Origin of the sequence: Spiroplasma endosymbiont of Megachile willughbiella (assembly GCF_964273395.1) — a bacterium.
GTDB classification, from domain to species: Bacteria; Bacillota_I; Bacilli_A; order Mycoplasmatales; family Mycoplasmataceae; genus Spiroplasma_A; species Spiroplasma_A apis.
This window is the reverse complement of the sequence record NZ_OZ187005.1, coordinates 84,346-110,836: the sequence shown is the minus strand read 5'-3', so window position 1 is coordinate 110,836 and position 26,491 is coordinate 84,346. Positions and strand designations below refer to the sequence as shown.

19 protein-coding genes, 1 other RNA gene and 1 riboswitch are annotated in these 26,491 nt (G+C 30.0%); of the genes, 1 reads left to right on the top strand and 19 read right to left on the bottom strand.

What is annotated here, in order from left to right; genetic code table 4:
- Window positions 1-52: 52 nt before the first annotated feature.
- From ACI2WZ_RS00490 to ACI2WZ_RS00425, 14 genes are all read right to left on the bottom strand, one after another.
- Window positions 53-1,909 carry a serine hydrolase gene (locus tag ACI2WZ_RS00490; RefSeq protein WP_500244898.1) on the bottom strand — a complete coding sequence of 619 codons (1,857 nt, stop codon included), beginning with the start codon at window positions 1,907-1,909 and terminating at the stop codon, window positions 53-55.
- Between the two features lie 16 nt (window positions 1,910-1,925).
- On the bottom strand, window positions 1,926-2,891 hold the full coding sequence (locus ACI2WZ_RS00485) for a glycosyltransferase (protein WP_500244897.1): 966 nt from the start codon (window positions 2,889-2,891) through the stop codon (window positions 1,926-1,928).
- 412 nt (window positions 2,892-3,303) lie between these two features.
- On the bottom strand, window positions 3,304-4,668 hold the full coding sequence (gene asnS, locus ACI2WZ_RS00480) for an asparagine--tRNA ligase (protein ID WP_500244896.1): 1,365 nt from the start codon (window positions 4,666-4,668) through the stop codon (window positions 3,304-3,306).
- A 51-nt stretch (window positions 4,669-4,719) separates the two neighbouring features.
- On the bottom strand, window positions 4,720-5,655 hold the full coding sequence (locus ACI2WZ_RS00475) for an alpha/beta fold hydrolase (protein ID WP_500244895.1): 936 nt from the start codon (window positions 5,653-5,655) through the stop codon (window positions 4,720-4,722).
- Window positions 5,656-5,734: 79 nt separating this feature from the next.
- Window positions 5,735-8,191 (bottom strand): PTS fructose transporter subunit IIABC, encoded by a 2,457-nt coding sequence (locus ACI2WZ_RS00470; protein ID WP_500244894.1) that lies wholly within the window; start codon window positions 8,189-8,191, stop codon window positions 5,735-5,737.
- Window positions 8,192-8,272: 81 nt separating this feature from the next.
- A complete protein-coding gene (locus ACI2WZ_RS00465) occupies window positions 8,273-9,349 on the bottom strand; it encodes an alpha/beta hydrolase (RefSeq protein WP_500244893.1) in 1,077 nt (358 codons plus the stop codon).
- A gap of 4 nt (window positions 9,350-9,353) precedes the next feature.
- Window positions 9,354-10,268, bottom strand: coding sequence for a type I phosphomannose isomerase catalytic subunit (locus ACI2WZ_RS00460; RefSeq protein WP_500244892.1), 915 nt, complete (start codon window positions 10,266-10,268; stop codon window positions 9,354-9,356).
- A 12-nt stretch (window positions 10,269-10,280) separates the two neighbouring features.
- Window positions 10,281-11,066, bottom strand: coding sequence for a MurR/RpiR family transcriptional regulator (locus tag ACI2WZ_RS00455; RefSeq protein ID WP_023788869.1), 786 nt, complete (start codon window positions 11,064-11,066; stop codon window positions 10,281-10,283).
- 2 nt (window positions 11,067-11,068) lie between these two features.
- Window positions 11,069-12,037, bottom strand: coding sequence for a tRNA (adenosine(37)-N6)-threonylcarbamoyltransferase complex transferase subunit TsaD (gene tsaD / locus ACI2WZ_RS00450; RefSeq protein ID WP_023788868.1), 969 nt, complete (start codon window positions 12,035-12,037; stop codon window positions 11,069-11,071).
- Window positions 12,038-12,051: 14 nt separating this feature from the next.
- Window positions 12,052-12,762 (bottom strand): purine-nucleoside phosphorylase, encoded by a 711-nt coding sequence (gene deoD / locus ACI2WZ_RS00445; protein WP_023788867.1) that lies wholly within the window; start codon window positions 12,760-12,762, stop codon window positions 12,052-12,054.
- Window positions 12,763-12,872: 110 nt separating this feature from the next.
- The gene (locus ACI2WZ_RS00440; protein ID WP_500222526.1) at window positions 12,873-13,769 is read right to left on the bottom strand and encodes an ABC transporter permease; all 897 of its coding nucleotides are present in this window, start codon (window positions 13,767-13,769) and stop codon (window positions 12,873-12,875) included.
- Window positions 13,759-15,891 carry an ABC transporter permease subunit gene (locus ACI2WZ_RS00435; protein ID WP_500244891.1) on the bottom strand — a complete coding sequence of 711 codons (2,133 nt, stop codon included), beginning with the start codon at window positions 15,889-15,891 and terminating at the stop codon, window positions 13,759-13,761. Before ACI2WZ_RS00435 ends, ACI2WZ_RS00440 begins: the two co-directional genes overlap by 11 nt.
- A 1-nt stretch (window position 15,892) precedes the next feature.
- Window positions 15,893-17,386: an ABC transporter ATP-binding protein gene (locus ACI2WZ_RS00430; protein ID WP_500245174.1), complete on the bottom strand. Its 1,494-nt coding sequence runs from the start codon at window positions 17,384-17,386 to the stop codon at window positions 15,893-15,895.
- 96 nt (window positions 17,387-17,482) lie between these two features.
- A complete protein-coding gene (locus ACI2WZ_RS00425) occupies window positions 17,483-18,865 on the bottom strand; it encodes a BMP family ABC transporter substrate-binding protein (RefSeq protein ID WP_500244890.1) in 1,383 nt (460 codons plus the stop codon).
- 106 nt (window positions 18,866-18,971) lie between these two features.
- Window positions 18,972-19,035, bottom strand: a riboswitch (nucleoside riboswitch).
- Window positions 19,036-19,226: 191 nt separating this feature from the next.
- Here ACI2WZ_RS00425 and ACI2WZ_RS00420 point away from each other — a divergent pair.
- Entirely contained in the window at window positions 19,227-19,757 is a 531-nt protein-coding gene (locus tag ACI2WZ_RS00420) for a hypothetical protein (RefSeq protein WP_500244889.1), read from the top strand.
- Between the two features lie 18 nt (window positions 19,758-19,775).
- On the opposite strand, the gene trmB is transcribed toward ACI2WZ_RS00420, so the two are convergent.
- The 5 genes from trmB to ACI2WZ_RS00395 form a co-directional block, all read right to left on the bottom strand.
- Window positions 19,776-20,426 (bottom strand): tRNA (guanosine(46)-N7)-methyltransferase TrmB, encoded by a 651-nt coding sequence (gene trmB / locus ACI2WZ_RS00415; protein WP_500244888.1) that lies wholly within the window; start codon window positions 20,424-20,426, stop codon window positions 19,776-19,778.
- Window positions 20,427-20,434: 8 nt separating this feature from the next.
- The gene (gene mgtE, locus ACI2WZ_RS00410; protein WP_500244887.1) at window positions 20,435-21,886 is read right to left on the bottom strand and encodes a magnesium transporter; all 1,452 of its coding nucleotides are present in this window, start codon (window positions 21,884-21,886) and stop codon (window positions 20,435-20,437) included.
- 19 nt (window positions 21,887-21,905) lie between these two features.
- Window positions 21,906-23,852, bottom strand: coding sequence for an EAL domain-containing protein (locus ACI2WZ_RS00405; RefSeq protein ID WP_500244886.1), 1,947 nt, complete (start codon window positions 23,850-23,852; stop codon window positions 21,906-21,908).
- A 43-nt stretch (window positions 23,853-23,895) separates the two neighbouring features.
- Window positions 23,896-24,304: a transfer-messenger RNA gene (gene ssrA, locus ACI2WZ_RS00400) on the bottom strand.
- A gap of 312 nt (window positions 24,305-24,616) precedes the next feature.
- Entirely contained in the window at window positions 24,617-26,488 is a 1,872-nt protein-coding gene (locus ACI2WZ_RS00395) for an ABC transporter ATP-binding protein (RefSeq protein ID WP_500244885.1), read from the bottom strand.
- Window positions 26,489-26,491 lie beyond the last annotated feature (3 nt).

Here is a 26,491-nt window from a genome sequence, read left to right as displayed (position 1 = left end):
TATTTTGGAAAAAATACCATTTATTTAAAAATAAATGGAAATAAAAAAAGTTTTACTTAACATCTTTGTAAAATGCTTCGAAAAACTCTGTTGATATTTTTTTATTATGCCCTGGAAACGAGCTTAACATTATATTCATTGTTATATTATTTTTCTTATCTACTAATGATGCGGACCCTAAAAGACCATCTCAACCAAACTCGCCGATCTCTGTCAAAGGCGACTCGTTGTTGTCTATTCTAACCCTAACTCCGTAACCATAAGAATAATCCGCATTTAAAGTTCAAATAAAACTTTTTTTAAGTGCCCCAAGTTGGTCTTTACACATTTCATTTAATAATTTTTCTGAGATTAATTGCTGACCTTCAGAGTTTTTACCATCGAGTAAAAAAATTAAAAACTTATTGTAATCGGTCGCAGTTGTGAATAAGCCAGCTCCGCCCATAGGGGCATTAGGAACTTTGTCTATTTCTTGTGAAAGATATTTGAAGTTATTTCTTTTTCTTAAAGTGTTTCCATCTTCTCCGGTATTTCATACATTAACAAATGCTTCTCGACTCTTATCAAATAAATAGAAATCACTATCTGACATTCCTAAGTCTTTGAATAATGTATCTTTCAAATGATCTCTAAACGATTGATTAGTTATTTTTTCAATTGCAGCTGCCAATACGTCAATTTCTAAACCGTAATTTCAGTCAGTTCCTGGTTGAAATAAAAGAGGTATTTTACTTAAATTAGTGCAGAAATCATCGTAATTCCAATACTTGCCGTTTTCACCAACAACATAGTTTTTTAGGAACTCAGAAGTCAATATTTGTGTTTTATTTTTATTACCATGATATGTAAAACCGGCCGTCATTGTAAGTAAATGTTTAAAAGTTATTGGATTAGATAGAGGAACTACATTATCACTTGTTTTAGTTTGGAGTACATTAACACTTTTGAATACCGGTAAAAAATTTGAAATTTCATCGTCGATACTAACTATACCTGCATCGACTAATCTTAGAAACGCGATAACAGTAACTGGTTTAGTCATTGAATAGGCTCTAAAAATTAAATTTTCGTTCATTGGTGTGTTTTCTTTGACATCATTTATTCCAAATGACTTTAAAAAAACCTGCTCTTTGTTTTTTGACACACAAAAAACAGCACCACTAAAGTATTTCTCTTCTATCATTGTTTCTATTGCATTACAACTATTTTTAAACATATTTGCCCCTTGCATAACATTCAACTCTTCTAGGTTAATAATTCCTGGTTTTTTATTTTCCAAATGAATATGTGTCTCTTTTTTTATGTTAGGTTCATTGTACACCTTTATTGTATGCAAAACTCTTATTTTTAATTTTAAATCTATCGCAGCTATATGATCAACTTGTAAATATATGGTGATGAGTAAATACAAAAATCAGCCCACATAGAACGCATAACCAATCCTTTGCAAAATAAAGCTTGTTGTGGAGGCCATTAGGTTAGCATTTTCTTCACCATCACTTGTGAATAGTAAAAAAATAGATACGGCTGCAATTTGACATAATAACTGAAAAAGCAACGGGATATATAAAAAATAAAGTTCTCTAATAAATAAGATTTTAAATGTTATTTTTTTGTTTTCTAAATGTATAACTTTTAATCCAAACATCAACTTTGCTAAAGTTTTTCCTTTAAAAAATAAGGGTAATATGTTGAAGTAAAGAAAAATAGTTAACAAACCTGAACTCACAGCAATTAAGGCTGTTTTACTATCCACCACTCTATAAAAAATAAAAACTATTAACATCGGAACTGAACTAATCACGATATCGAAAAACCGTGCAAAAAAGACTCTTCCTAGATGAGCAGGCACTCAATTTTGTGAAGAGTCTGAATTAAAATTATCGATAGTTTTAGGTAATTTACCCATAATTTGCACCCCTGAGTTATTTAACGACTTTGTAAATCTCTTTTATATAATCATCAAAATTAACACAAATTTCAGTAAATCTTTCGTCTCTTTTTTCTAAAAAAACGGTGTTATCAGTAGTGAACTCTGCTCGTTTATCTTTAAATTTTCTTATAGCAAAATTTGTTGCTTTTTTTATCAATAACTTATTATCGTATTTTTTAATTTCTCATAGTCAAATATAAACCAAAGTTTTGTAATAACTGTAATTCAAATAATCCTTAAGATGTTTATACTTTCCGATTCTTCTATAATAGTTTAAAATGTGTGTTCACTGATTTACTTGATCAAAAACAGAGTAAGGTATTGGTTGGATGTTAGATTTTTCAATTGATTCAGAGTCAATGAATAAATAATATTCAGTTTGTCCCAAAACCTTGTAAACGAACAACATATCGTATCTTACAAAATTCCTGAATTTAAACCCAAAGTCCTTTATTAACTTTGTTCTAAAAATTTTGTTAAAAAGTAAGGGATTAGTGTACGCATAGGGATCAAAATCTTTACTAATTTCGTATACTTTTCCTTTGTCCAAATATGTTAAAATTTCACTTTCCACATTACCTGTGAATTGAATTTTATATTCAATAATATCTAACTCTTTATCTTTATTTTTTTCTAAGTTTTCGCTTATAACTTCTACAAAGTTTGGTGCTATAAAATCCCCTTCTTTAAAGAACTTTATATACTTTCCTTCGGCTAAATCCAAAGCTAAATTTCAAGAAAGTGATGAACCTTGAATAGAACTATTGAAAACTACTTTGACATTGTCTTTTTCTGCGAAAAGTTTTTTTACTAATGAATCATTATTATCGTCATGAGATGGTCTATCCATCACTATTATTATTTCATAATCTTGCAAGCTTTGATTATTGATACTATTTATTGTTTTTTCGAAGTCTTGTAACCCTTCCTGAGTAACAACCACAAATGAAAGAAGCATATTATTCCCCCTGAATCACTATATAATAATTTTACACTAAAAATCTTGACTTGATATCATAGTTTCGCAATGGTTAAAAAAACGTAATGCCCCCTTTAAATCTACCACACACTCATTTTTTAAAGTAAACAGGATAGAAATCTATATTAAGTTTCAATTAACTGGAGCTGAGTGTTATATATAAAATAAACCTTTCTCATCTGAGAAATATACCATCTTTATCGCAACTAAAATACATTTTTTCAGATTTATATATTTGATAATTTCTTATATTATAAATACTTGACTAAAAAGATTTTGAAGTCTAAGAATAAAATTGTCTCGAGTGGTTAATCGAGACAATTTTATTTATAATTCCATACTTACATTTTTACTTATAAAAGTTCAAATGATATGGTATCGAGTAATTTGATTAAAACAATAAGTTTCTTGGAGTTCTAGGAAACGGAAGAACATCTCTGATATTAGTTGCACCAGTTACATACATTATAAGTCTTTCAAACCCTAATCCAAATCCTGCTGATTTATAATAACCAAACTTTCTTAGGTCATTGTATCACCATAAATCTTCTTGTTTAATTCCCATTTCAAGGCATCTAGAGATTAGCTTATCATAATCATCTTCCCTCTGACTTCCACCAACTAATTCACCAATTCCTGGAACTAACAAGTCTACTGCAGCTACAGTTTTTTGATCATCGTTTTGTTTCATGTAAAAAGCCTTGATTTCTTTTGGGTAGTTTTTTACGAAAGTAGGACAGTTATTTACAACTTCACAAATGTATCTTTCGTGTTCTGTACCCAAGTCCATTCCGAAATCTATTCTTGAGTCTTCAAATACATGTCCGTTTTTAACGGCTTCTTTAAGTGTCTCAATGACTTCCCTGTAATCATTGATTACAAAGTTAGAATCTTTTACTTTCTGCAGTTTATCAATTAAACCTTTTTCAAGGTTTTGCTCACAAAATAATAATTCTTCTTTATTGTGCTCAAACAAATAATTGATTACATATTTAACCATTGATTCTATTAACTCTATATTATCATTTAAGTCAGCAAAAGCTACTTCAGGCTCAATCATTCAAAATTCAGCGGCATGTCTTGAAGTATTAGAGTTTTCTGCTCTAAATGTTGGACCAAAAGTATAAACTTTTTTAAATGCCTGTGCATATGCTTCTGCATTCAATTGCCCAGAGACAGTCAATGTTGCTTTTTTAGTAAAAAAGTCTTCTTCATATTTATCATCTGCTCTGTTTGTCACTATAAATGATTCTCCAGCACCTTCTGCATCATTCTCAGTGATTATTGGAGTATGCACGTAAATAAAATCGTTTTCATTAAAGAACTTATGTATTGCAAATGCGGCAGCTGACCTTATTCTAAAAATCGATTGAAAAGTTTTTGTTCTTGCTCTTAGATGCGCAATTTCCCTTAAAAATTCTGGTGAGTGTTCTTTTTTTTGTAAAGGATAGTTTTCAACTGCTTGATCTAATAATTCTATATTTGTTGCCTTAATTTCGAACTCCTGTTGTTTCCCGGGGGTTAAAGCGATTATCCCTTTTACTTCGAGAATTGCACTAACTCTTGCTTCAGAGATACTATTAATGTTTTTTAAATCGCTAGTGTAGACTACTTGAATGTCATTAATAGTAGTTCCATCATTCATCACAAGAAAATTTATATTTTTACCCTGTCTGTGACTTCTAATACGAGCTATGAAAGACACTTCCTTACCTTCATATTCCTTGTGGTTTTTATAAATAAATTTTAGATCCATGTTTTTTCCCTCTTAGACTATCTATTATTATTTTTTGTATAATTCTATTTTTTATTTTAAACTAGTATTTTTGATTTTACTTAAAAAATTATTTATATCTTCATACACTTGTTCTTTGTTCACTTCGTTTAATATTTCATGTCTCATTTTGTCGTACAATTTCATTTCAACTTTTAAAGAGTTGTTAATAAACACTTTATATGTTTTATTGACAGATTTAGTGTAGTTTCCTACTGGGTCATCCTTACCAGACAACAACAAAATAGGTAAATTTTTAGATACTTTAGAGATGTTTGTTGTATTTTGTATGAACTTTATTCCTTCAAACATATCTTTAAAAGCACTTGATGTAAATATTTGACCACATAGTGGATCATTTAAAAAGTTTGATTGTACATCTTCAACCGAGCTTAACCATTCTACACCGTTGCTGTTTGATTTACTGTAACGCTTATTTAATTTTTTATAACTTAGGTTTCAAATTTTTTTATCAATATTTTTAGAACCATACTTTTTTTGGTTACGTTTAGCCAACCTGATTGCAATATTCAAAAGAAAATTATTTTGTCAACCGGTTCCTGATAAAATTACTCCCTCCAACAGAGTGGGATATTTTATAATAAATGTTCTACTCATAAAGCTTCCCATAGAATGTCCAAACATTACGATATCTAAATTTGCATAATTACTCTTTATATAGTTATTAACATACTTTAAATCTTCTATGATTATGTTTCAACCTTCATCATCTGAGAAATAACCCAACTCATTATCTTCTACATTTGCTGTTTTGCCATGACCCCTATGATCGTTAGCTATTACAATTCATCCAATACTATTTAAATACTTTGCTAAATCATTGTAGCGAAGAGAATGTTCACAACTTCCGTGTACCAATTGTAAAACACCCTTTGGGGAAGAAACATCTTTTCAAATATATAACTGTAGATCTTTATTTTTGTAACCTTTTAAAATACAAGTTTCCATATTATCTCACCACTCTTATTATAATTGAACTCCTAATTAAACGTACAATTAAAAAAAGTATTTACATACTTTTTTTAAATTAGCAATTTTTTACAAACTTTGAAACAAAAGGTTTGCGCACATTAATCAAGTTATCTAAAAGCTCTTGACTAGCCGTATTTTTAACTTCTTCAATATTTTTAAAATAGTTTTTGTTGAAGTCTCTTTTAGCGAACTTATCCAGTGTTTTAAAACTTTCAGCTTTTGCTTTATGTAGTTTTTCAAGTTTCTCTTTTTTATTTTTAATAATCTTATTTTTAGCATCTTTAATATTATTTCTATTAGATGCTACAAATGATTTTTCCGCGTTTTCTACCTCTAAATAGGATTTATTAGTTTTTTCTTTTCTTTCTATAAATTCTGTTTTTATTGGTAGATATTGTGATCGTAAGTCCTCTATTTTAATTTTTAAAGCAAAGACTTCGTCTTCGTTATTTGCATTTTTTATAAGTTGTTTTAGGTTTTTTATTTTTCTGGTTACTTCGTACTCTTTTTGTTTTCTTTCCTCTAATAAAACTTCTATTCTTTTAACTTTTGCTTCCTTTACAGATCCTACTTTACCAAGAGAAGAAACTAATCATAATCCATATAAAGAGCTTGTTACAAAAACACCGGCAGCTACTGCTACGAAGTAAATTAAAGTTTGTTCTCCATAAGGTATAGCACCGAGGAATGCGACAATTGGTCCACCATGTCCAGCACTATCTTCTATTTTAAATGCTCCTGCTATTCCACCTGCAACCATTCCACCTAAAATATTGCAAGGAATAGCTCTTTTGGGGTCTCTTATAGCAAAGGGTATAGCTCCTTCGGAAATACCTATTGTACCCATAATTATTGCACTAGCACCCATCGCTTGTTCATCTTTAGAAAAAAATCTTTTGAATAGAACTGAGGTTAAACCCATTCCTAGAGGGGCTATTGGTATTGCAGTGGCCATAGCACCCATTGGATAGTATACTTGTTGATCAATTAACGCAACACATGTAACAAAGGCAACTTTATTAATTGGTCCACCCATATCAAATGAAGCCATTGCTCCTAATAATATACCTAATGCCATTCCTAAACCAACACCAAATGATTCTGATTTATATCCTTTTTTAATAGCTTCTCCAAATTCTCCTACAACATATCCAATTGGTCCACCAATTATATATATAAATAGTATTGAAATCCCAACACCACCAATGATTGGTATAAAGAAAATTGGCATCGTTGCTCGTAAAGCCTTTGGAACATTTCAAGTATTAACTCATCTCACAAAATACCCAACTAGTAGTCCTGCAATAATTGCTCCAATGAAACCCATTGGTGCGGAAGCTTCAGGCATTCCTGGTAAAGGCATAAAGTTTTTTGCATCATTTCCAATAAAACCACCAACTAGTGCAGGGGCAATGGCTGCCCTCCCTGCAATTGAATTAGCTATAAAAGCAGCTAGTATTGGAATCATCAATGTAAAGGCTGCACCCCCAATTTTTTCCATTATAGCCAATGGATTTCAAGGATGCTCGTTATTGAGACCAGTTGTAGATGCAGTTGGTCCTCATATTGCTTTCGCTATCCCTAGTGAGGCCGCTAGACAAATACCACCCATAATTATAATTGGTATCATATAACTTATACCAGCAAGAATATGTTTTAAAACACCTTGTTTCTCGTTGTATTGAGAACTAGCATCACCAAAACTTATTGAATCTTGTAATATCTTTCCTTTATCAAGAGCATCATTTAGAACTTTTAACGGTTCTTTAATAGCTCTTGAAACGTGTGTCTCATAAACTTTTTTACCATTGAATCTTGATTTTTCAACATTTGTATCGGCTGCAAGAATTACTATATCTGCTTTTTCTATTTCAGAGCTTGTCAAAGGAGTTCCTACCCCTTTGCTACCTTGGGTTTCCACTCTTATGTTATGTCCAGCCTTAGTAAGTGAATCTAATAACCTTTCTTCAGCCATATAAGTATGAGCAACACCTATAATACATGCCGTTACAGCTACAATATTAAGTCCCTTAAGGTCTAATTTTTGTACTCTTTCTTTGGGTTTATCTTTCTCTTTACAAAGAATACTAATAAATTTTGCGTTGGTAGTCGCTTTTTTTAAAGACTCTCTGGTGTTTTTGTTCATAAGCTTAATTGCAATACTGCTCAAAAGATTTATGTGGTCTTCATTAGCTTTATCGGGAATGATCAACGCAATTGCGATATTTGTTGGTTTTTTATCTAGTGATTCCCAGTCAACACCATTTTTTAATCTTACACAAATTATACTTGGTTCTTGAATTCCTTTGACTTTTGAATGCGGTATAGCAAAACCGTCCTCAAAGCCCGTGGATGCTTCTTTTTCTCTGCTTAGGAAGCCTAACAAAAGATCATCTTTATTACTATAAATATTTAGTTCTACAGCTTTGCTTGATATGTACTCTAAAACGTCGTTCCTTGTACTAAGTTCAACGTCCAAAAAAACATTAATATTTTCGTAAGCTTTTTCCATTTTTTTAATCTCCTCACAAAAAGATTGTAAACGAAAAAAATGGTACTTTTTTCAAATATTATAAAAAAAATGGAAATTTTATTAAAAAAGCAAGGTTGACTTTTTGTCTTTTTCCTCTTCTTCAAGTAATCTCCACTTGTCTATAAGGGATGAGTAATCTTCGTTCAAGTTTTCTACTTTAGATATAAATTCAATTATTTTGTAGTTAAATTTTTTAAAATGATTTCTAAGACTTTGGGTATGCATAGCATAATTAAATACTAAATGTTCATCTTGGTTACATATTTTACTTCTTTTTAACAACAACTCATATGTATCAGCAGGTGGTGTAACTTTATCATCTTTACTATGTATAAATAATGTTGGCACTAAATCAATATTTGACTCATCAATTAATTTAAAAATATCTGCCGCTGTTAAATTGATATCCTCATTTAACCGTTCATATTTAGTTAGGTTTTTCTGTATTAGTTTTTTAATTTTGCGTTTCGGAATTATTTTTAGATAAACATTTCTTACATGTAAAAATAAATTATAAACACTTCCATATGTGCAATCTGATATCACTGCAATTAAATTATGCATAATTAACTCGTGATAATATTTAATTGCACAAAAATTGGACACATAAGCGCCCATACTTGTTCCGTGAAGTATGAGTTTATCAATTTTTTTATTAGATTTTAACCAATCAAACGCTCCCATCAAATCATTAAATTCTATAGCGCCCATATAAGTTTCTGCTTTTTCTGAGTCTGCGTGACCTCTAAAATCATATGCTAAAATATTGTATCCCATTTCACTTAAAACTTTAGAGTGGTGTAAACTTCATAGTTTGTGGCCTGCAAATCAATGCGATGCAATCACCCACTTATTTGAAGTCTTATTCGGCTCATAAACAACACCTTTAAGAGAAATACCATCTCGAGAATTGAAGTCTATAAAGCTTAAATTATCAAGATCTAGTATTTTTAATTCTTCTCTCTTGTAATATTTTTCACATACTTTATTAGTTGTTAACAACCATGCAAACTTTTTCTCCACTTGTTTCTTTTCTTTTTTAGATGCTCTAAATGCTTTTTCAGCGCTTAAATAAAGTGCATAAAATACTCTACGAATTTTTGTTATGAAGTTTGATTTAAACTTTTTCGCTCTCATTTCTTTAACTCTCTACTCATGAAATAAGCATTTTAAATTCTCCCTCTAAAAAATATTCGCCTCCATTTTCTAGTACTAATGCAGACTCACCTTTTTTAAAGAATACGTCATTAAATAGACCTTGTCCTTCAATGACGGTTATTTGAAATCATTTTATGCTTTCCTTAATTTTAAACTTGTTTTCGACAGAAGTATCTAATAAATACAAAGAAAAAAATGAAGATTCAAATAGTAATTTAGTTTTATTTTTGATGATGACTGGTTTCGAATCAGGAATCAAAACAGTTTCAAATGATTCTATTAAATGAAGATCTCTTTTTTTACCATTGTTATCAATTCTATCATAGTCATACAGTCTGTAAGTTATATCACTTGATCTTTGTAATTCAAATACTGTTAACCCCGGTGATATTGCATGAACCTTACCTGGTTCTACATATAGAAAATCCCCTTTGTTGATAGGTACATTTACAAGTAAACTATCTCACTGATTATTCATAACCTTATTTTTAAAATCTTCCAAGGTTTTTGCTGTATGTCCATATATTAGACTACTGTTTGGTGGGCAATCGAGTACATACCAAGCCTCAGGTTTCCCTAAGGAGTTGTGTTTTTTTAAAGCATATTCATCATTAGGGTGAACTTGTACAGACAAAAAATCATTTGAAGTAATAATTTTGGTAAGTAAAGGAAACTCTCTTTCAGACAAATTAAAAAGACTTTTATATTTATCATAAAAGTCTTTTAAACTGATGCGTGAGCCATTACTTTCTAAAAAAGACATACCATTTTTATGCGCTGAAATTAATCATGCTTCTCCAATAGAATCATTTGGCAGTTCGAAACCAAAATTTTCTAATTTATTTCCTCCTCAAATTTTTTTTGAGAAGTATGGTTTTATTTTAAAAATCTTACTCATTTATTTACCTCTTTATTCATTAGAATTCAAATAGTGATAAATTAATAAATCGTTGAAATAATTAAATGGTACTGAATTTGATATGTGTCCTTTATAAATCGTTTGATCTGGGTTATCTACAATTAATGTATGAATTGAAGATAGATGCTGGGTTATGTCGCTTGATGCAATTTTACCCGATATATATATTATCTTTCGATTAGCTTCTCCAAGGTTTTCAATAAAACTATTTAGCCTTGATGAATTTCCGTATCTAGTGAAGAAAATAAATAAGTCTTGACTATTAGAAGAATTGATTCTATCTTTTAGTATTTCTTGATCACTATCTAATAATATTGCATTATATCCTTCTTTATAAAAAAAGTTTGCTAATTCTTGTACAGGACCTGACAATAAGTTTTCTCAATAACAGAAAAATATCCTAGCTCCTGTTGTGCCTTTTATTAAATTTAGCGTTTCAAATATAGACCTTTTCTCAATTAGTGCATAGTTCTGCTTAATTATATTTATATATCCAGCAACTACATTCTCATCGTTCTTGGCGATATTGATCTCTTGATTTTCCGCGTCATTAGCTAATGAAATTGCAAAGTCTCGGAAACCTTTGATATTAAGTTTTTTCAATAATCCATAGATGGCACTATAACCAGTTCCAGCCTCTTGTGCCATTCTTTCAATTTTCATATTAGTTTCAACGATTTCTTTCAAGTGAGACTTGATATATTCTACTATTTTTTTTTCTTTACTAGTTAGGTCTTTATCGTCAATAGTAGTTAGTTTACTTAGAAATGATCTCATAATTAACCCTCCGTTTTTCTACTTTTATTTGCTAGATATTCTTTACAGAGTTCTGCTATCATTGCTGCATTATCGGTACAATATTCAAGTTTCGGTAATATCAATCTATGTATATTATACAATGAACCAATGGAAATTATTCTCTTTCTTAACATTTTATTAGCAGAGACTCCCCCCGCAACAGTTAAAGTGGTTGGTTTATATGCTTTAATTGCCGATTCTAACTTGATAATTAATGCATCAATAGCCGCTTTCTGAAAGCTAGCACAAAAATTTTCCAAATTGAGAGGTTCATTATTTTGTTTTAATTTGTTTAATAAATTTAAAGAGGCTGTTTTTAGTCCTGAATAGGAGAAATCAAGCGTTTTGTCATTTTTAATTAAAGGAAGTTTATAAAAATCAGGATCTCCATTAGCCGCTATTTGATCAATGATAGGTCCTCCAGGATATCCCAAACCTAAGGCTCTAGCTACTTTATCATAACATTCACCTATAGCATCATCCTGAGTTGTACCAATGATTTCAAAATTTAGTGGACTTTTTAAGTATTGTATTTGTGTATGACCACCACTAACAACTAAGGCCAAAACAGGAAAAGTGAACTTTTCCTCTATATTAGCTCCATAAATGTGTCCCTGAATATGATCTAAACCTAAGATAGGTTTATTCAAATAAAGGGCAATAGTTTGCGCTACAAGTTTACCAATTATCAAGCTTCCAATAAGACCTGGTTTTGCTGTATATGCAATATAGTTTATATCATCAATCTTAATTTTTGCTTCCTTGATTGCTTCCTTGACTACTCACGAAAAATTTTTAACATGAAGTCTAGAGGCTAACTCTGGAACAACGCCGCCATAAACTGAGTGGTCTTTTATTTGTGATGATATTATATTTGATTTAATTGTTCCATCAACCATTATTGAGACTGAAAATTCATCACAACTTGACTCAACTGCCAATATTATCATAAATAAGTCTGCAACTAAACCGTTAGTCTTTTAGCTGTTTCTAAGGCTAACTCAATCATATTCATAAAGTTATTTTGACGTTCCTCAGGTGTTGTTGCTTTTTTAGTGATGAAACTATCAGAAATTGTTAATAGACAAGCCGCTTGTTTGTTTGTTACTAAAGCGTTAGCAAATAATGCAAAAGATTCCATTTCAACAACATCTAAATTATTTTTAGCTGCGAACTCTAAAGAGTCATCATATCTATAAAATACATCAGATGAGTGAGCTCTACCACTATGTAAACTCATTTTTCTTTCTTCTGCAACAACATTTATTAAATCATACACTTCTTTAGTAGAAGGTACTATGTTATTGTCAATATTTGCTGCTATTTTAGCATAATTACTTTCTCCTAATGCTTCTTTAACATTATATATATCATAAACATTGATATCTGCGTTATAACTTCCAGCAGAACCAACTCTTATAATACAATCTACATCATAGAACTTAAACAATTCGTAAGAATATATACCTATACTTGGACATCCCATACCACTTCCAGCAATGGTTACTTTAATCCCGTTATAAAAACCTGTATACATGAACATATTTCTTACTTCGTTTACAAGTTTATAATCTTTTAAGTAAGTTTTAGCTATTTTTTCAGCTCTTAATGGGTCTCCTGGCATAAGAACTATTTTTGCTATATCTTCTTTTTTTGCATTTATATGTGGTGTCATTTTATAATCTCCTTTAATGTACTTAAATATTTTAACATTCCAAGTACATTCTATTGTTAATAAATAAATCATATTTAAACTAAAAACAAGACTTTGTCTTGTTTTTATGATTATCTTTTAGACTTCTCAAAAGGCTTACCAATTGCTTTTGGCACTTTTGACCATTTTGAAAGTACTATCATAGTTAAAAGTGAAAGTACAAATGGTAATACTAAAAATAAATCACGATAGGTGTCTTTAATTCCACCATATAGAGGAATTAATTTTGATATTGTGAAAAATAAAGAGAACAGAGACGCTCCTAAGGCTATATACTTAACTCTTCATTGTCCAACTATCATAATTGCTAAAGCTAAAAATCCATATCCATCAGCTGTTCCATAGAAAAAGGACCCTTTTACAGTTATTGTAAAAATTCCTCCTGCAACTGAAGCGATTGCTCCCGAAACAATAACTGCTACATATCTATACTTTATGACATTAACACCTGCTGCATCTAATGCATTTGGGTTTTCCCCAGCAGAAATGTGTCTCATACCTGTTTTAGTGAAAGTAAAGTACAAACCAGTAATGGAAGTAATTAAAATTGCAATTAGAAAGTAAAATGTTAAAAAATTCTTACTCTCGAAAGAGATCGGGGTGTATTCAGCATAAATATATGTTTTCCCTGTGGTTGCAACATATAATCCGATACCTTGTGCCAATAAATTTATAGCAGTACCAGATATGATTTGGTCGGCCTTTAATTTAATAGAAGCAAATGCGTGTAACAATGAAATAGTCGCACCTGCACAGGCTGCTCCAAGCAATGCTAATATTTGAGAAATATTACCCATACTTGAATAACAATCAGCACCAACTAACGCCGTTACTAAGCCACCGATTATCATAAATCCTTCTATTCCGACATTAACAACTCCGGCTCTTTCTGAAATCATTCCCGCAATCGATGCCAAGGTGAATATTACTAAAAACATAGAGAAGTTTTCCAATAAACTAGAAATCATGAGTTTTATTAACCTCCCTTTCTTTATCAAAAGCGATTGCTTTAATTTCTTCTAAACTTTTTTTGTAGGTGTTGTTATATTTAACCATCAGAAGTTTTTTTTCTGGTTCTATCATAACATTGTTTTTGTTAGAAGCCAAAATTTTTGATTCCTTTATGGATATAACTTTACTGTCTTCTAAAATGTTAATACCATCTTTTATACTTTTTATAGCTGATCTTCTGTCATTCTTGAGCATTTTGATTTGATTATTTCTTTCATATCAAAGTTCTTTTAAAAAGACTTTTGCTCTTATTTGTTTTTCAAGACATTCACTTTTCATCTCTTTTACTTGTTGTTTAAAAGTTAAAATTTTATTTTGACTTTTTAAGTTAAGTTCTTCTTGAATATCGTTTTTTAATCTCAAGAAATCATTAGGACTATTAGTGGCTTTAAGGTTTTTAATAATTTCAATAGAATTATTTTTTTCAATTATCAATTCGTCCATTAAAAGATATCAATTAAGATTACGCATCTTTTTAAAGTCCATTGCTATACTCTTATATGAATCTTTTAAAAACTCTTGATAGCGTTCATGTCTAACCGCTTTTATTTCGTCTTGTACTCTTTTGATTTGTGCATTAGCAAAATCAAAATAATTTTCTTCGATTTTTTTCAAAGCGTTTAAAGTTGTGTGCTCTTGATCTAAAGGTTTCTCTCCATCAATATCTTTATAAGATTTAATTTTTTTGATGGATTCTTTAATAGAATTAAACTTATTTCTAATTAAGAATGATTGATCTTCTTTCTTGAGATTATAACTAGTAAATAAGTCTACCACTTCTTGTAGGTTTCTTATCAAGTCACTTTCTTTTGTTTTGCTTGAGTGTAATTTTAAAATAGATAAATTACACAACAATTTAACAGTTTTTTTGCTAACATTTAATTCTGAAATTTTACTTCGATAACTTGTAACTATTTGTTTGAGAGTAATATCTTTGAGTTGGTATATGAATTCTTTGAGTAACTCGATAGGCTTCATCTTCAAAAAGAGTATATAAATTGCAGAAACATATATTATGATTCCAAATATTAATTGTGGAACTTGTTCAGATAGACCCATAAATTCAATACCGATAGCTTGTTCACTACCCGTTTGAAGAGAAGCTCAAATAAATGCCACTGGAATTATCCCAATTAGATTATTAAAAGCTACAAGAGTAATTGGAATTGCATCAAAACCAATTGAAGGAAGTAACTCATTTACGATATTTTCATTTCTTTTAATATTCATTCAATAAAACATTGCCCCAAGACCTATAAATAGTCCTTGTAAAGCTGTTGTTAGAATAATATATTGTTTATTTTTTATACCAGCATAATGGGCTGCTTCTGGTTGTTTACCAACAACTCTGAATTTGAAACCAAAAGTTGTAAATGTAATTAATAAATACATTACTAATATAGATAAAAATGCTAATATCACACCAAGTGCTCAATTATTATCGCCAATATTTAACCAACTTGAATTTAAAGACGGTGTTGTGCCAATAATATCTTGAGGAACTATTGACTTTGTAAAATCCGCAGACAATATCCATTTTGAGAAGTATCATACTACTCAATTTAACATAACTGTTGTTACGACTTCATGAATATTAAATAAAACTTTTAATAAACCTGCGGTTAATGATACGATTACACCTGAAAAAATAAATAAAAGGAACGCAGTAAACATAAATGAAGAATTTACTTCTGAAAAAGAAATGTTATCATGTTTCGCTTTTAAACCGATTGCTAGACTTGCTAATGTTAATCCAAGAATAGCTTGACCAGAACCCCCCATATTAAAGATTCCAACTTTAAATCCAAGCGCAAGACCAAGACCCATAAACATATAAACAGCAAAATAATTCATTGTCTTGTTTATAGTTGATTCACTTATTGCATAATCAAAGCAACTAACTAAAAAGCCCAATCCATCATATCCATTAATATAAACAACTATTGCACCGATAATTAAACCAATACTTATTGCGATTATTGAAGATTTTAGATAGTTTGCTTTTTCCTTAACTTTATCACCAGCTAAAAGGGCTTTGAACTTTTGATTTCGTATTCATCTATTCAATTTAAAGTCCATATTATTCACCCTTTCCTAACATCATTTTACCTATATCTTCTTTTCTCACACCGTTACCATTAAGTGTTCCTATTAATGACCCAGAATTTATTACCATTATTTTATCAGCCAATGCCATAACTTCTGACAATTCATATGATATTAATAAAATGGCCTTACCTTTTTCTTTTGCATTTAATATTTGTTTATGTATATATTCTATAGAACCTACATCCAAACCTCTCGTAGGTTGAAAAATCACTATTAGATCACTTTCTCTTGATAGCTCCCTACCTACTATGGCTTTCTGTTGATTACCCCCAGAAAGTTGTCTTGCAATTGCAAAACCAGATTGAGCATTTCTAACATCATACATTGATAAAATTTTTTGGCCATTGGATTGAATTGAAGAGAAGTTCAAAATTCCGAACTTGCTAAATTTTTTATTTGAGATATCTTGCAAAACTAGGTTGTCTAAAAGATTAAAATCAAGAACCAAACCATGTTTATGTCTGTCCTCGGGAATATGTCTAATTTTATAAGTTTCATATCGTTTTTTGATTGAGGAGTTTGTAATATTTACACCGTTTATAAGAATTTTCCCTTTTGTTATTTTTGTCATACCAGTTATTGCGTTCACAATTTCGTGTTGCCCGTTTCCTTCAACACCCGCAATCGCCACTATTTCTCCTGCGTGTACTTTTAGATTGAAGTTTTTTAGACCAAGTACTTTGTGATTGGTGTGTTTTTTCACACTGATATCTTGCATTTCCAAAACTACCTCAGGTGATGGTTTTGTGTAATTATTTTTAACCTCAACTAATTTACGACCAACCATAGCTGTGGCAAGATCTTCTATACGAGTATCCTTGATATTAAATGTGTCTACAACCTCACCTTTTCTAATTACAGTTGCTCTGTTTGCGACTTCTCAGATTTCGGCCATTTTGTGAGTAATGAATATTATGGTTTTTCCAGCCTGTTGTAATTCCTTCATAACTTTCATAAGTTCTTCAATCTCTTGAGGTGTAAGTACAGCTGTTGGTTCATCAAAAACCAAAATATCTGCTTCTCTATAAAGAATTTTCAATATTTCTGTTCTTTGTTGCATCCCAACACTAACACTACCAGCAGGTTTATTCAAATCGATATGAAAATTATATTTTTCCATAATATTTTTGATATCTTTTTTTATTTTATTTTGTCATACGAACATATTAAAAAAAGTTTCTTCATTACCTAAAGCAATATTTCTTCATAAAGGGAAAATATCAACTAGCTTAAAGTGTTGGTGAACCATACCTATTCCTAACTTAGATGCTTTCACAGGATTGGAAATAGTTTCAACTTTACCATTAATTTTAATAAGTCCAGAAGTGGGTTCGTAAATACCGAATAAGATTGACATAAGAGTTGATTTACCGGCACCATTTTCTCCGACTAATGCATGTATTTCACCTTTTTTGACTTTAAAATTAACATTTTTATTGGCAACAATATTGCCATTAAAAACCATCGATATATTCTCCATTTCAACGGCATAATTTTGTTCCATCTTTAACTCCTTTTTTCGTAATAAAATGACCGGTTATAAGACGGTCATTATTAAATTTTATTTTGTACTTTGTTTTGCTTCTAATACTTTTTTTGAAAATTCTTGTATTGCATCTTTTGAAAGCAACTCTTTTGCACCTTTATTAGCGTATTCTTTGAAATAATTTTTAGAAGCTTCTAATAGGTTGTTTTCATCAAAAAGTTTTTTTATAGCGTCGTGTAAATCTGAAGATAAGAGATTGCTATTTCCTGAAGAGAATTTGCCACCAAATCATTTAGTGGTTCCAGCTCATGATTTCTTTTCAGTTATATTTACTTTTTCATACCCTTTATCAGCGTCCTCAGTTACACTGATATCTTTATATTTTTCATTTGCTGCATTGAAAAGATTATCATTACTAATATAACTGTCTTGATGAGACATAGCTAATACTGTTGATGAGACAATATCTTTTTCTGCAGATGTTATAAATAAACCTTTGTGGGTATCGTATACTTCTGCTTGATCTATATCTACCCCAACAACTTTAACTTTTGTAGAGTCACCTTTGTTTTTGATAACACTTAGCAAGTCATTTACCTGTGCACCAGCAACTGGCATAATAACGTCCGAACCTTCATTAATTAGTTTATCTGATATGATTCTTCCACCACCGGGATTGAAACTATTTGAAAATCAACTAGAGTCTTTGTCTCCTGTTGGGCCATCACTTTGAGAAGTTACTCTTTCTACATTAACTTCTAGCATATTTTTAATTTGGTCGTCGGTTTTATTATTATCTTTGAATAATTTCTCTATAACCGGTTTTTTAGATTCTTTCATTGTATTATAAGTATCTATAGCTGCTAAATAACCATGCATAAAGCTATCAACTGCTGTTCCATTATGTTCACCACCAAATGTAGACAAGCGTAATTTTTTGTCTTTATAATTATCATTCAAGAGTGAATAAATTATTGCTGCGAAGCCTGAATAGAATCCAGATATATCTGCTCTATAAAGTAATCCAGTTACATTTGGCAACGCTTTTTCTTGTTTCTTGTCTTTATTAGGTACATCGATTACAACAACATTTTCAACAATGCTAGCTGCTTTTTCTAAATTTTCCCCACCATGCTTATAACCTGGAAGAATTAATGTTTTTGCTCCACCGTTTTTAGCTGTTTGATAATTATTTTGAATATCACTTTCACTTTTTGACTCTATATATGAAATACCATCATAGTTACTTCCACTAGAAGTTTTAACATCTAACATTTTCATAACTTCATTACCGGCATTGTAACCACTTTCATTGAAGGCTTTGTCCATAACTTTACCTGAATCAGTAATTACATAAACTTCTGATCATCTAGTATATTTTTTTCCGCAAGACACTGCTGTCGATGCGCTTGAAGTGGCAATTGTAGCCACCATTAAACTTGTTAACAATTTTCTCATATGAGTTTCTCCTTATTTGTGTAAAAGACAAATCAAGCTCATTTTAATTATTAAAAAGGTAAAGAACAATTAATAAAATCTATTATCAATTCTCTTTACCTCCATAACTTATAGTAGCCAAATTGGTTTGACTGTAGAAACTTCAACCCTTTATGTTGAAATATATAAGCTCTAAATCATTTACAATTTAATTATAGTATTAAATATTACATTTTTTAAATATAAATTAACTTTTATACTCCCCCTAATAAAGGCTTATATTGAAAGTATTTCTGAAAAAAAGTTTAGAATTCGTAGGTACGAGTTTGAAATCTTTTTTGCTTCTACAATAATCAAAGTTATAATAAATAAGGTGAAAAAAGTGGAATTTAAAAAAATAAAGAAAGTATTAAAAAAACCAGTATTATGGATGGCAAGCATCGTGTTTACCATTTTATTGATAACAATTATAATAATTAGCTCACTTTCAATTGCGACTAGAGAAAAAATATCTTGATCGTTACAAATCAGTTTAAATTTTGTCATAATTTTATTCATAAGCAAAATCATGAATATGAGTAAGTCAACAATTTCGTTATTCTACAATGTTCAAGTCACATTTGTAGAGGAGACCAAGGCCATAGAAATTAAAAAAAGTAGGTATGTCCACTTATTTATTCATATATTTACCATAGGGTGTTTTTTTATAGAGGTTGCAAGTGGTTCAATGATTAATAAACAAAGTTGATTAACCCAAATAGAAAACTTTTGGTGGATATATTTGTTGGTATACTTATTGAATATAGTTTATTTCTATTTGTTTTTTGGAATGACATTGTTTGTGTTTAAGACGAATGAAGATTTTAAAAACGACTATTTAACATATTACGAAAATGTTAAGAAAAAAGAGTAAACAAAAATGTCCTTTTAATTAAGGACATTTTTTTAATATTAATTTATTTATGTTTTTGCCCATTTTATGGAACTTATTTTCGTATTCGGTCGGTATATTATTTGCAAGTTGTTCAAAATCATTGTATAAGTCAGTAGTGCTGTAAATTACTTCGAATTTTGAGTTTTTTGCTTGTTCGATACTAAAATTGAATAAATCATCATTGTCTGTTTTAATCTCAATAACAGCATTTTCTTTAAGTATCTTAAAATAAACTTCTAGAAAACTTTGATAAGTCAATCTTTTTTTATAGTGTCTTGACTTTGGTCAAGGGTCCGAAAAATTCAAATATATTCCCCCTAATGAGTTTTTTTCAAAGATATTTTCTAGGTTTTCGGCGTAGCTATTTAAAAAGTATAGATTATTTAACTCTTGACTATTGATTTCTAATGCTTTTTTTAAAGCCACGCCAATGACAGTTTTTTCTTTTTCCATTGCAATAAAGTTTCTATTTGGATATTTTATTGCGCTTTCAATACTAAATTGTCCTTTACCGCAGCCTATTTCTAAATAAACTTCATTCTCATTATCAAAAAGCTTTTTTAAATCTGCTTTGTGTGTAGTATCTAACATTTTGTGTTTATTCTTTTCAATATACTCATCTGTTCATCTTTTATTTCTTAATCTCATGAAAACTCCTAAACGCTAATTTGGGGCATAAAGAATATTAGACCAACTGAGAAGAATATTGCGGTAGCAAGAGCGTCCACCAATGTAGTGAGTAAGGGTGCCGCCATTATTGCAGGATCCAACTTTATTTTTTTGGCAAATATCGGTAACAAAACACCAAGAGTTTTTGAAACCATCAAAGTTAAAAACATAGCAATAGTTATTGTTGCGATAGTGTGCCATAATTCTTGTCTATTAATATTTCCTTTGTATTCGACACTATAAATAACAATCATTCTTACAAAGTTCACAAGTATAAGGATTAATCCCACAAAAAATGCGACACGCAGTTCCTTTCATAAAATCTTAAAAAAGTCCTTAGCTTCAACTTCTTTTAAAGATAATGAACGAACGACCATCGTCGATGTTTGACTGGCGGCGTTTCCAGAAGTGCCAGATATAACGGTTATCAAAGGCATAAGGAGCATTGTGACTATATAAGTTATATTTCATGTTCCATTTGCACTTGAAACTTTAGTATCTATATTATACTTTTTCATGAAAAGTATAATAACTATTTGGGTTAAGGTTGCAGACAACATTAATATTAATAATCATAAGGTTCTAGATCTCACCATTTTTCAAACACTAGTTTTGAAGTACTCATCTTCTGTTGGACTAATTCCAGCCATTTTTTGAATATCTTCAGTTGCTTCTTCTTCTATGACATCAATTATATCGTCGACAGTTATTATTCCTACAAGCTTGTTTTGACTATTTAAAATTGGTAAAGTTGTAATATCATATTTTTTAAACTTTTCTGTTACTTCTTCTTGGTCTGTTTTGGTATAAGAATAAATTATTCTATCATCCATAACATCTTTGACTAACTGTTCTGGTTTGGAGAAAAATAACTCTTTAAGTTCAACAAATCCTTTTAAATTATTAAGTTCGTCAACAACAAAAAAATCGTAGACTTCCTCAGTTTTATCTCTTTCGGCCTTGATTGTTTCAATCGCTTTTTCAACCGTCCAATTCATACGAAGTTTAGTATACTCGACATTCATGATGCTTCCTGCTGAGTATTCTTCATACTTTAAAATTTCATTAATCTGCATTCTAGATTCTCTAGAAGCAGAACGTAAAATTTTTTTAGCGATGTTAGAAGGCATTTCTTCGAGTATTTCTACAACATCATCTGTGTAGATTTCCTCAAAAAGTTCTTTTATTTGTTTTGAAGAGAATTGCTTTACAACTTCCTCTTGTATTTCAGTATCTAAGAAAGTAAATATCTCCCCACTTATTTCAGTAGAGAATAACCTTAAAGCGATCAAAATATACTTGTTTTCAAGTTCTTCCAATGCTTCGGCTATGTCCGCTGGGTAGTTGTCTTCACTTATTTCTCTTAATTTCTTTACATTATTCTCTTCTAGACAATGAAGGATATTTTTTGTTAACTCTTGTATTTTATTTTTTTCCACAATTTTTTTTACTCCTTTTTTATTTGTTTAATAAATATCTAAGTTCTGTACCAATTAATGGTGTGGGTTCACTCGAGCTTCCTATTAGGTCGCCACTAAAATATTCTACACCTTTTGATTTTAAAGTTTTATAAATCATATAAGTATCTACTCTTTGTGCAATTAATTTAGCCTTTAGTTTATTTGAAATAGCTATACAGTTTAACAATATAGCTTCATTCTCTTTTATTAAGTTGATTTTTTTTACAATGTCTCCTTCTAAAAAGATATAAGTAGGTTTATAAAATTCCAATAAGCTAAAATCTGTTCCAAGTGCTCCGAAGTTAGTTACAGCTATCTTAAGTCCTTTTTCCATGCAAAGATTAATGTTTTTTTCTAGGTAATTTTTGTTAACCACTTCTTGTGTTATATCAAAACAAATTACCAGGTTCTTTTTATTTATTTTATATAAATTAATTTTAGTTATAAAATCTTGGAAGTCAAATTCTGGACTAGTAAAGTAACCAATGTCATAACTTAAAAATAGTTTTTTCTCTTTAATTTTGTATTTAGCCAATGTTTTAATAGAATAGAGTGCAAGATATCTAGTAAATAAAGACTGAAGTCCATAATTTTCAATTATGTTTTTATTTTCTTCAAAAAGAGATGAATTTACTTCAGAACCTTCGATCATGTTATTCAAATTGTAACCAAAAAAGTCTTTTATCCCTGAGAAATAAATAGGTTCAAATAGCACAGAACAGTGATTCAATGCTACAATTTCATTTAAAGAAAGCATCTTTTTATTTCTATTTTTTTGTTTAGTTATTTGTTGTGGTTGAATCTCATTTAATACTTGCTCGTTAGCAAAGGTTATGTGACTCTGTGCTAAGTTATTATATTCAAGAAGTGTATCAAGATTGTTAGAATGTAGACCATAAAATGACATGACTGATTTGATTTTTACACTCACTCTATAATTCTCTATAAAGAAATCTGAGGTAATGCTTTTGATTATTAGCTCCACTTCCTTCGATAAGACTTCTTTTTTCTCTTTGTCAGCTAATTGGTCATGTTCCATTAAGGGAATGAAAACCCCAAAGTTTTTGTAATTTGGCTTGAAAAATATTGAGCCCGAAAACTTATTGGAGAACAAGTTGTAAGCTTGTGAAGAGATTTCAGATACTATAGTTTCTTTAATGTTCGTATTTACTTTTGTTTCAAACTTCTCAAAGTTGGATATATAATAATTTAAATAAATACCGTACCTGATTTTATTTTTTCAAATATTATTCAAAATTTGTTCGTGTGCAGATGCAGAGTTAAGATAATACTGATCTTCATACCTTACAATGTTTTGCAATTTAATTGCATGAGTGTGAACTTGATTAACAACTGTTAAGTATGCATATGCTAGATAACTTACACCCAACCATAATAATAAGGTACCAAAATTATTTAAAGCTGTTTTATCTTTTATGATCGGCATGAATGATACAAAACCACTCAATAAAATAAAGAACGTTGTAACTGATCATATCAATCCTTTTGTTATTTTTTTATAAAACAAACTTATAAAAAATAATATAAAGGTTACTGAGTATGCTAAAACCACTATTGAGATCATTGCTGCTCCTTCGATTTGTCCGAAATATTCTGGGAATATTTTTGGAAATAACAAAAGAGCTATTAAATTACAACTAAGAACCCCAATAGAAGAATAAGGAGAAATGAATAATAGACAGGTTCAAAATAAAAATATAGGTAACAAAATTGATAACTGTAAATTTTTATCCTTAGACATTAGAAGAGAAATTATAATTACACCAAACAAAGATAAAACACCAAGTGCTACGCCAAGAACTAATTCGTAGTATATTTTTATTTTTTCAAAAAGATGTTTTGAGAGTCCTCACGTGATGGTAAATATTAAAATTGTAATTATAATGTAAGAAAGACATGCGATTAGCGATGATGTAAAATTCATAGATGTCACATTCCTTTCTTATACTATAATTAAACAAAAAAAATGGTGGAGATGGCGGGAATCGAACCCGCGTCCAAAATACTCCTAACCATAACGTCTACAGTTTAGTTAACTTTTATATACACTAGAAACTACAGAAGTTAACAAAAAATCGTTTTTAGTGTTGGTGTTTAATTTCGAGTGAGTTTATCACCAAATTAGTTCACTCTATTGTACTAGGTAAGGCACTACAAAATGAAGTACAAGAACATCGAATAGTGTTGAATGCTATTAAACTATTGTTTAATTAAGCTGCTAAAGCAACTCCAGCTGATGCATTATTGATCATGAATGCTGGCATTTCAAATTCATTTTTATTTTTGTTTGCATTTTATCAAACCTAGAAGTATTAAGGTCTACCAAACCACTGCAGTTATAGCAAGGATATATCCTGTCGAAACCAGGGCACCCCCATATGTTTATTATAAATCAATCATAAAAGAAAATTCTTTTATTTTATCAAAATCTTTTTTAACAAGTGAATGTTAATTTTATAATTTTGATATATACAAATCCTTAAAAAGTTTCTTCCTAACAAATTCGAAGGTATTGAAAAGATAGTTAAATATTTTATAATGATTACATTTTTTGTTATGTCAATTTTGGGAAACTGTACTTACTATATTACTCATCTTTTCATAATTATACATTGAACTACAAACATAAAAAGCTCTACACTAGTTTATAGTGTAGAGCTTTTTATTTTAAGTTATATTGTTTGCAAATTAAATCAAGTTCTTAACTTCCTCGGTTTTCATTAATCCTGCATCATATAGTTTTTTAAAATGTCCTTCAGTATTTTTTAATTCATCGAACGTACCAATTTGGACTACACCTTTCCCTGGTGCTAGAACTATAATATGATCACAATTTTTGATTGTCGAAAGTCTGTGAGCGATAGAAACACTAGTTCTACCAATCATAAGTTTTTCTAATTCTGTTTGAATTTCTTTTTCAACAATATTGTCTAAGGCACTGGTTGCCTCATCTAAAATTAGAATTTGTGGGTTTTTTAAAAACATTCTAGCTATTACTAGTCTTTGTTTTTGTCCTCCCGACAACATAAACCCTCTTTCACCAAGAATAGTTTCGTACTTGTTTGGTCAAGACATTATTAAATTATGAAGGTCTGCTTTTTTAGCCGCTTCGATAACTTCATCATCGGTGACATTTGGAGTTGTGTATTTTATATTTTCTTTAACAGTTCCAAACATTATTTGGGGTTCTTGTTCAACATAACCAACGAGGTCAAGATATGTTTTTAAGTGTAACTCTTTTAAATCAACTTCTCCATTAATCAATATTCGTCCTTCTGTTGGGTCGTAAAATCTTAATAATAATTTGGATATTGTAGATTTACCACTACCAGTTTCCCCTACAAAAGCATAGCTTTTTCCTTTTTCAAAAACAAAGTTAAATTTTGGTAATACATTTTTTTCGGGTTTTTCTGGGTAGTTAAAAGAAACATTTTCAAATATTATGTCTTTGTCTATTTTATCTATTATTTTTCCTTGACCTGAATAAAAGTGTGGATCCATTATTGGCTTGGAATCAATAATTTGAAATACTCTTCGAGTACATTCGTTCGCCATCAAGAAACCGAATAAAGCTCTTAATAACTGAAAGATTGGAGATGTCATTGTACCTAATCCTGAGATAAACGAAGTTGTAATGATAAGTAATTTTTCAGTATCATTTTTATAAAACCCGTATGCAGTTGTAAGAATTAGTAATTGAATTGCCATAATAGAGACAAAAGCACTTGTAAGAACAAAACTTAGTCTTTTGAAGAAGGCTCTTACAGTTTCATAAAATTCGGTGTGAATTTCTCTAAATCTTTTTTTCTCGTAACTTTCTGTACCACTTGCTTTAATAAGACGAATGGTTCCAATTCTATCAGTGACATCTCCGTTAACGAATGTTATTGTTGTACGTAATTTTTTTATTCAACTTTTTACTTTTGAAAAGAATATCAGAATTGCAGACAAACCAAAAGCAACAAAAGACATTGATATTAATCCTAATCTTCAATCAACTGAGATAAGTACGACTGAAGAACCGATAAAGTTGAATATAGCGATAAGAATCATCATTGGAATATTTTGAGTTTGTTCACCAATTATTCAAGTGTCTGCACCCAACTTAGTAAGAATTTCTCCGATTTTCTTATCAGAATAGTATGAAATATCTTGTTGAATAAGTGCTCGTACAGTTTCATTTCTTAAATATATTTCGACAGCTTTACCTAACTTACCTACTGCAATATTTAATGAAAAAATACTTATTCCAAGACCACAATACATTGCTATTTGAAGTAAAACTCAATGCAATCAAGTGAAGTCTCAAATGATAAATTTTGTTGTTGGTTGAGATTGGCTCTCATCTGTCATATCAACAAGACACTTCATAATTTGTTTCATAACCAAAGGAGCAGATACTCCAATTGAGCTAGCCATTAGTGCTAGGATAAAAATTAAAAGAGCAAACAACTTATGTTTTCTTAGGTAAATAAAAATCATTTTTATATAACCTCTATGTTTGCGTTCTTTATCTATTTGTTTTAAGATACTTTCTTTTGCTTTTTCTTCGAATGCCATAAA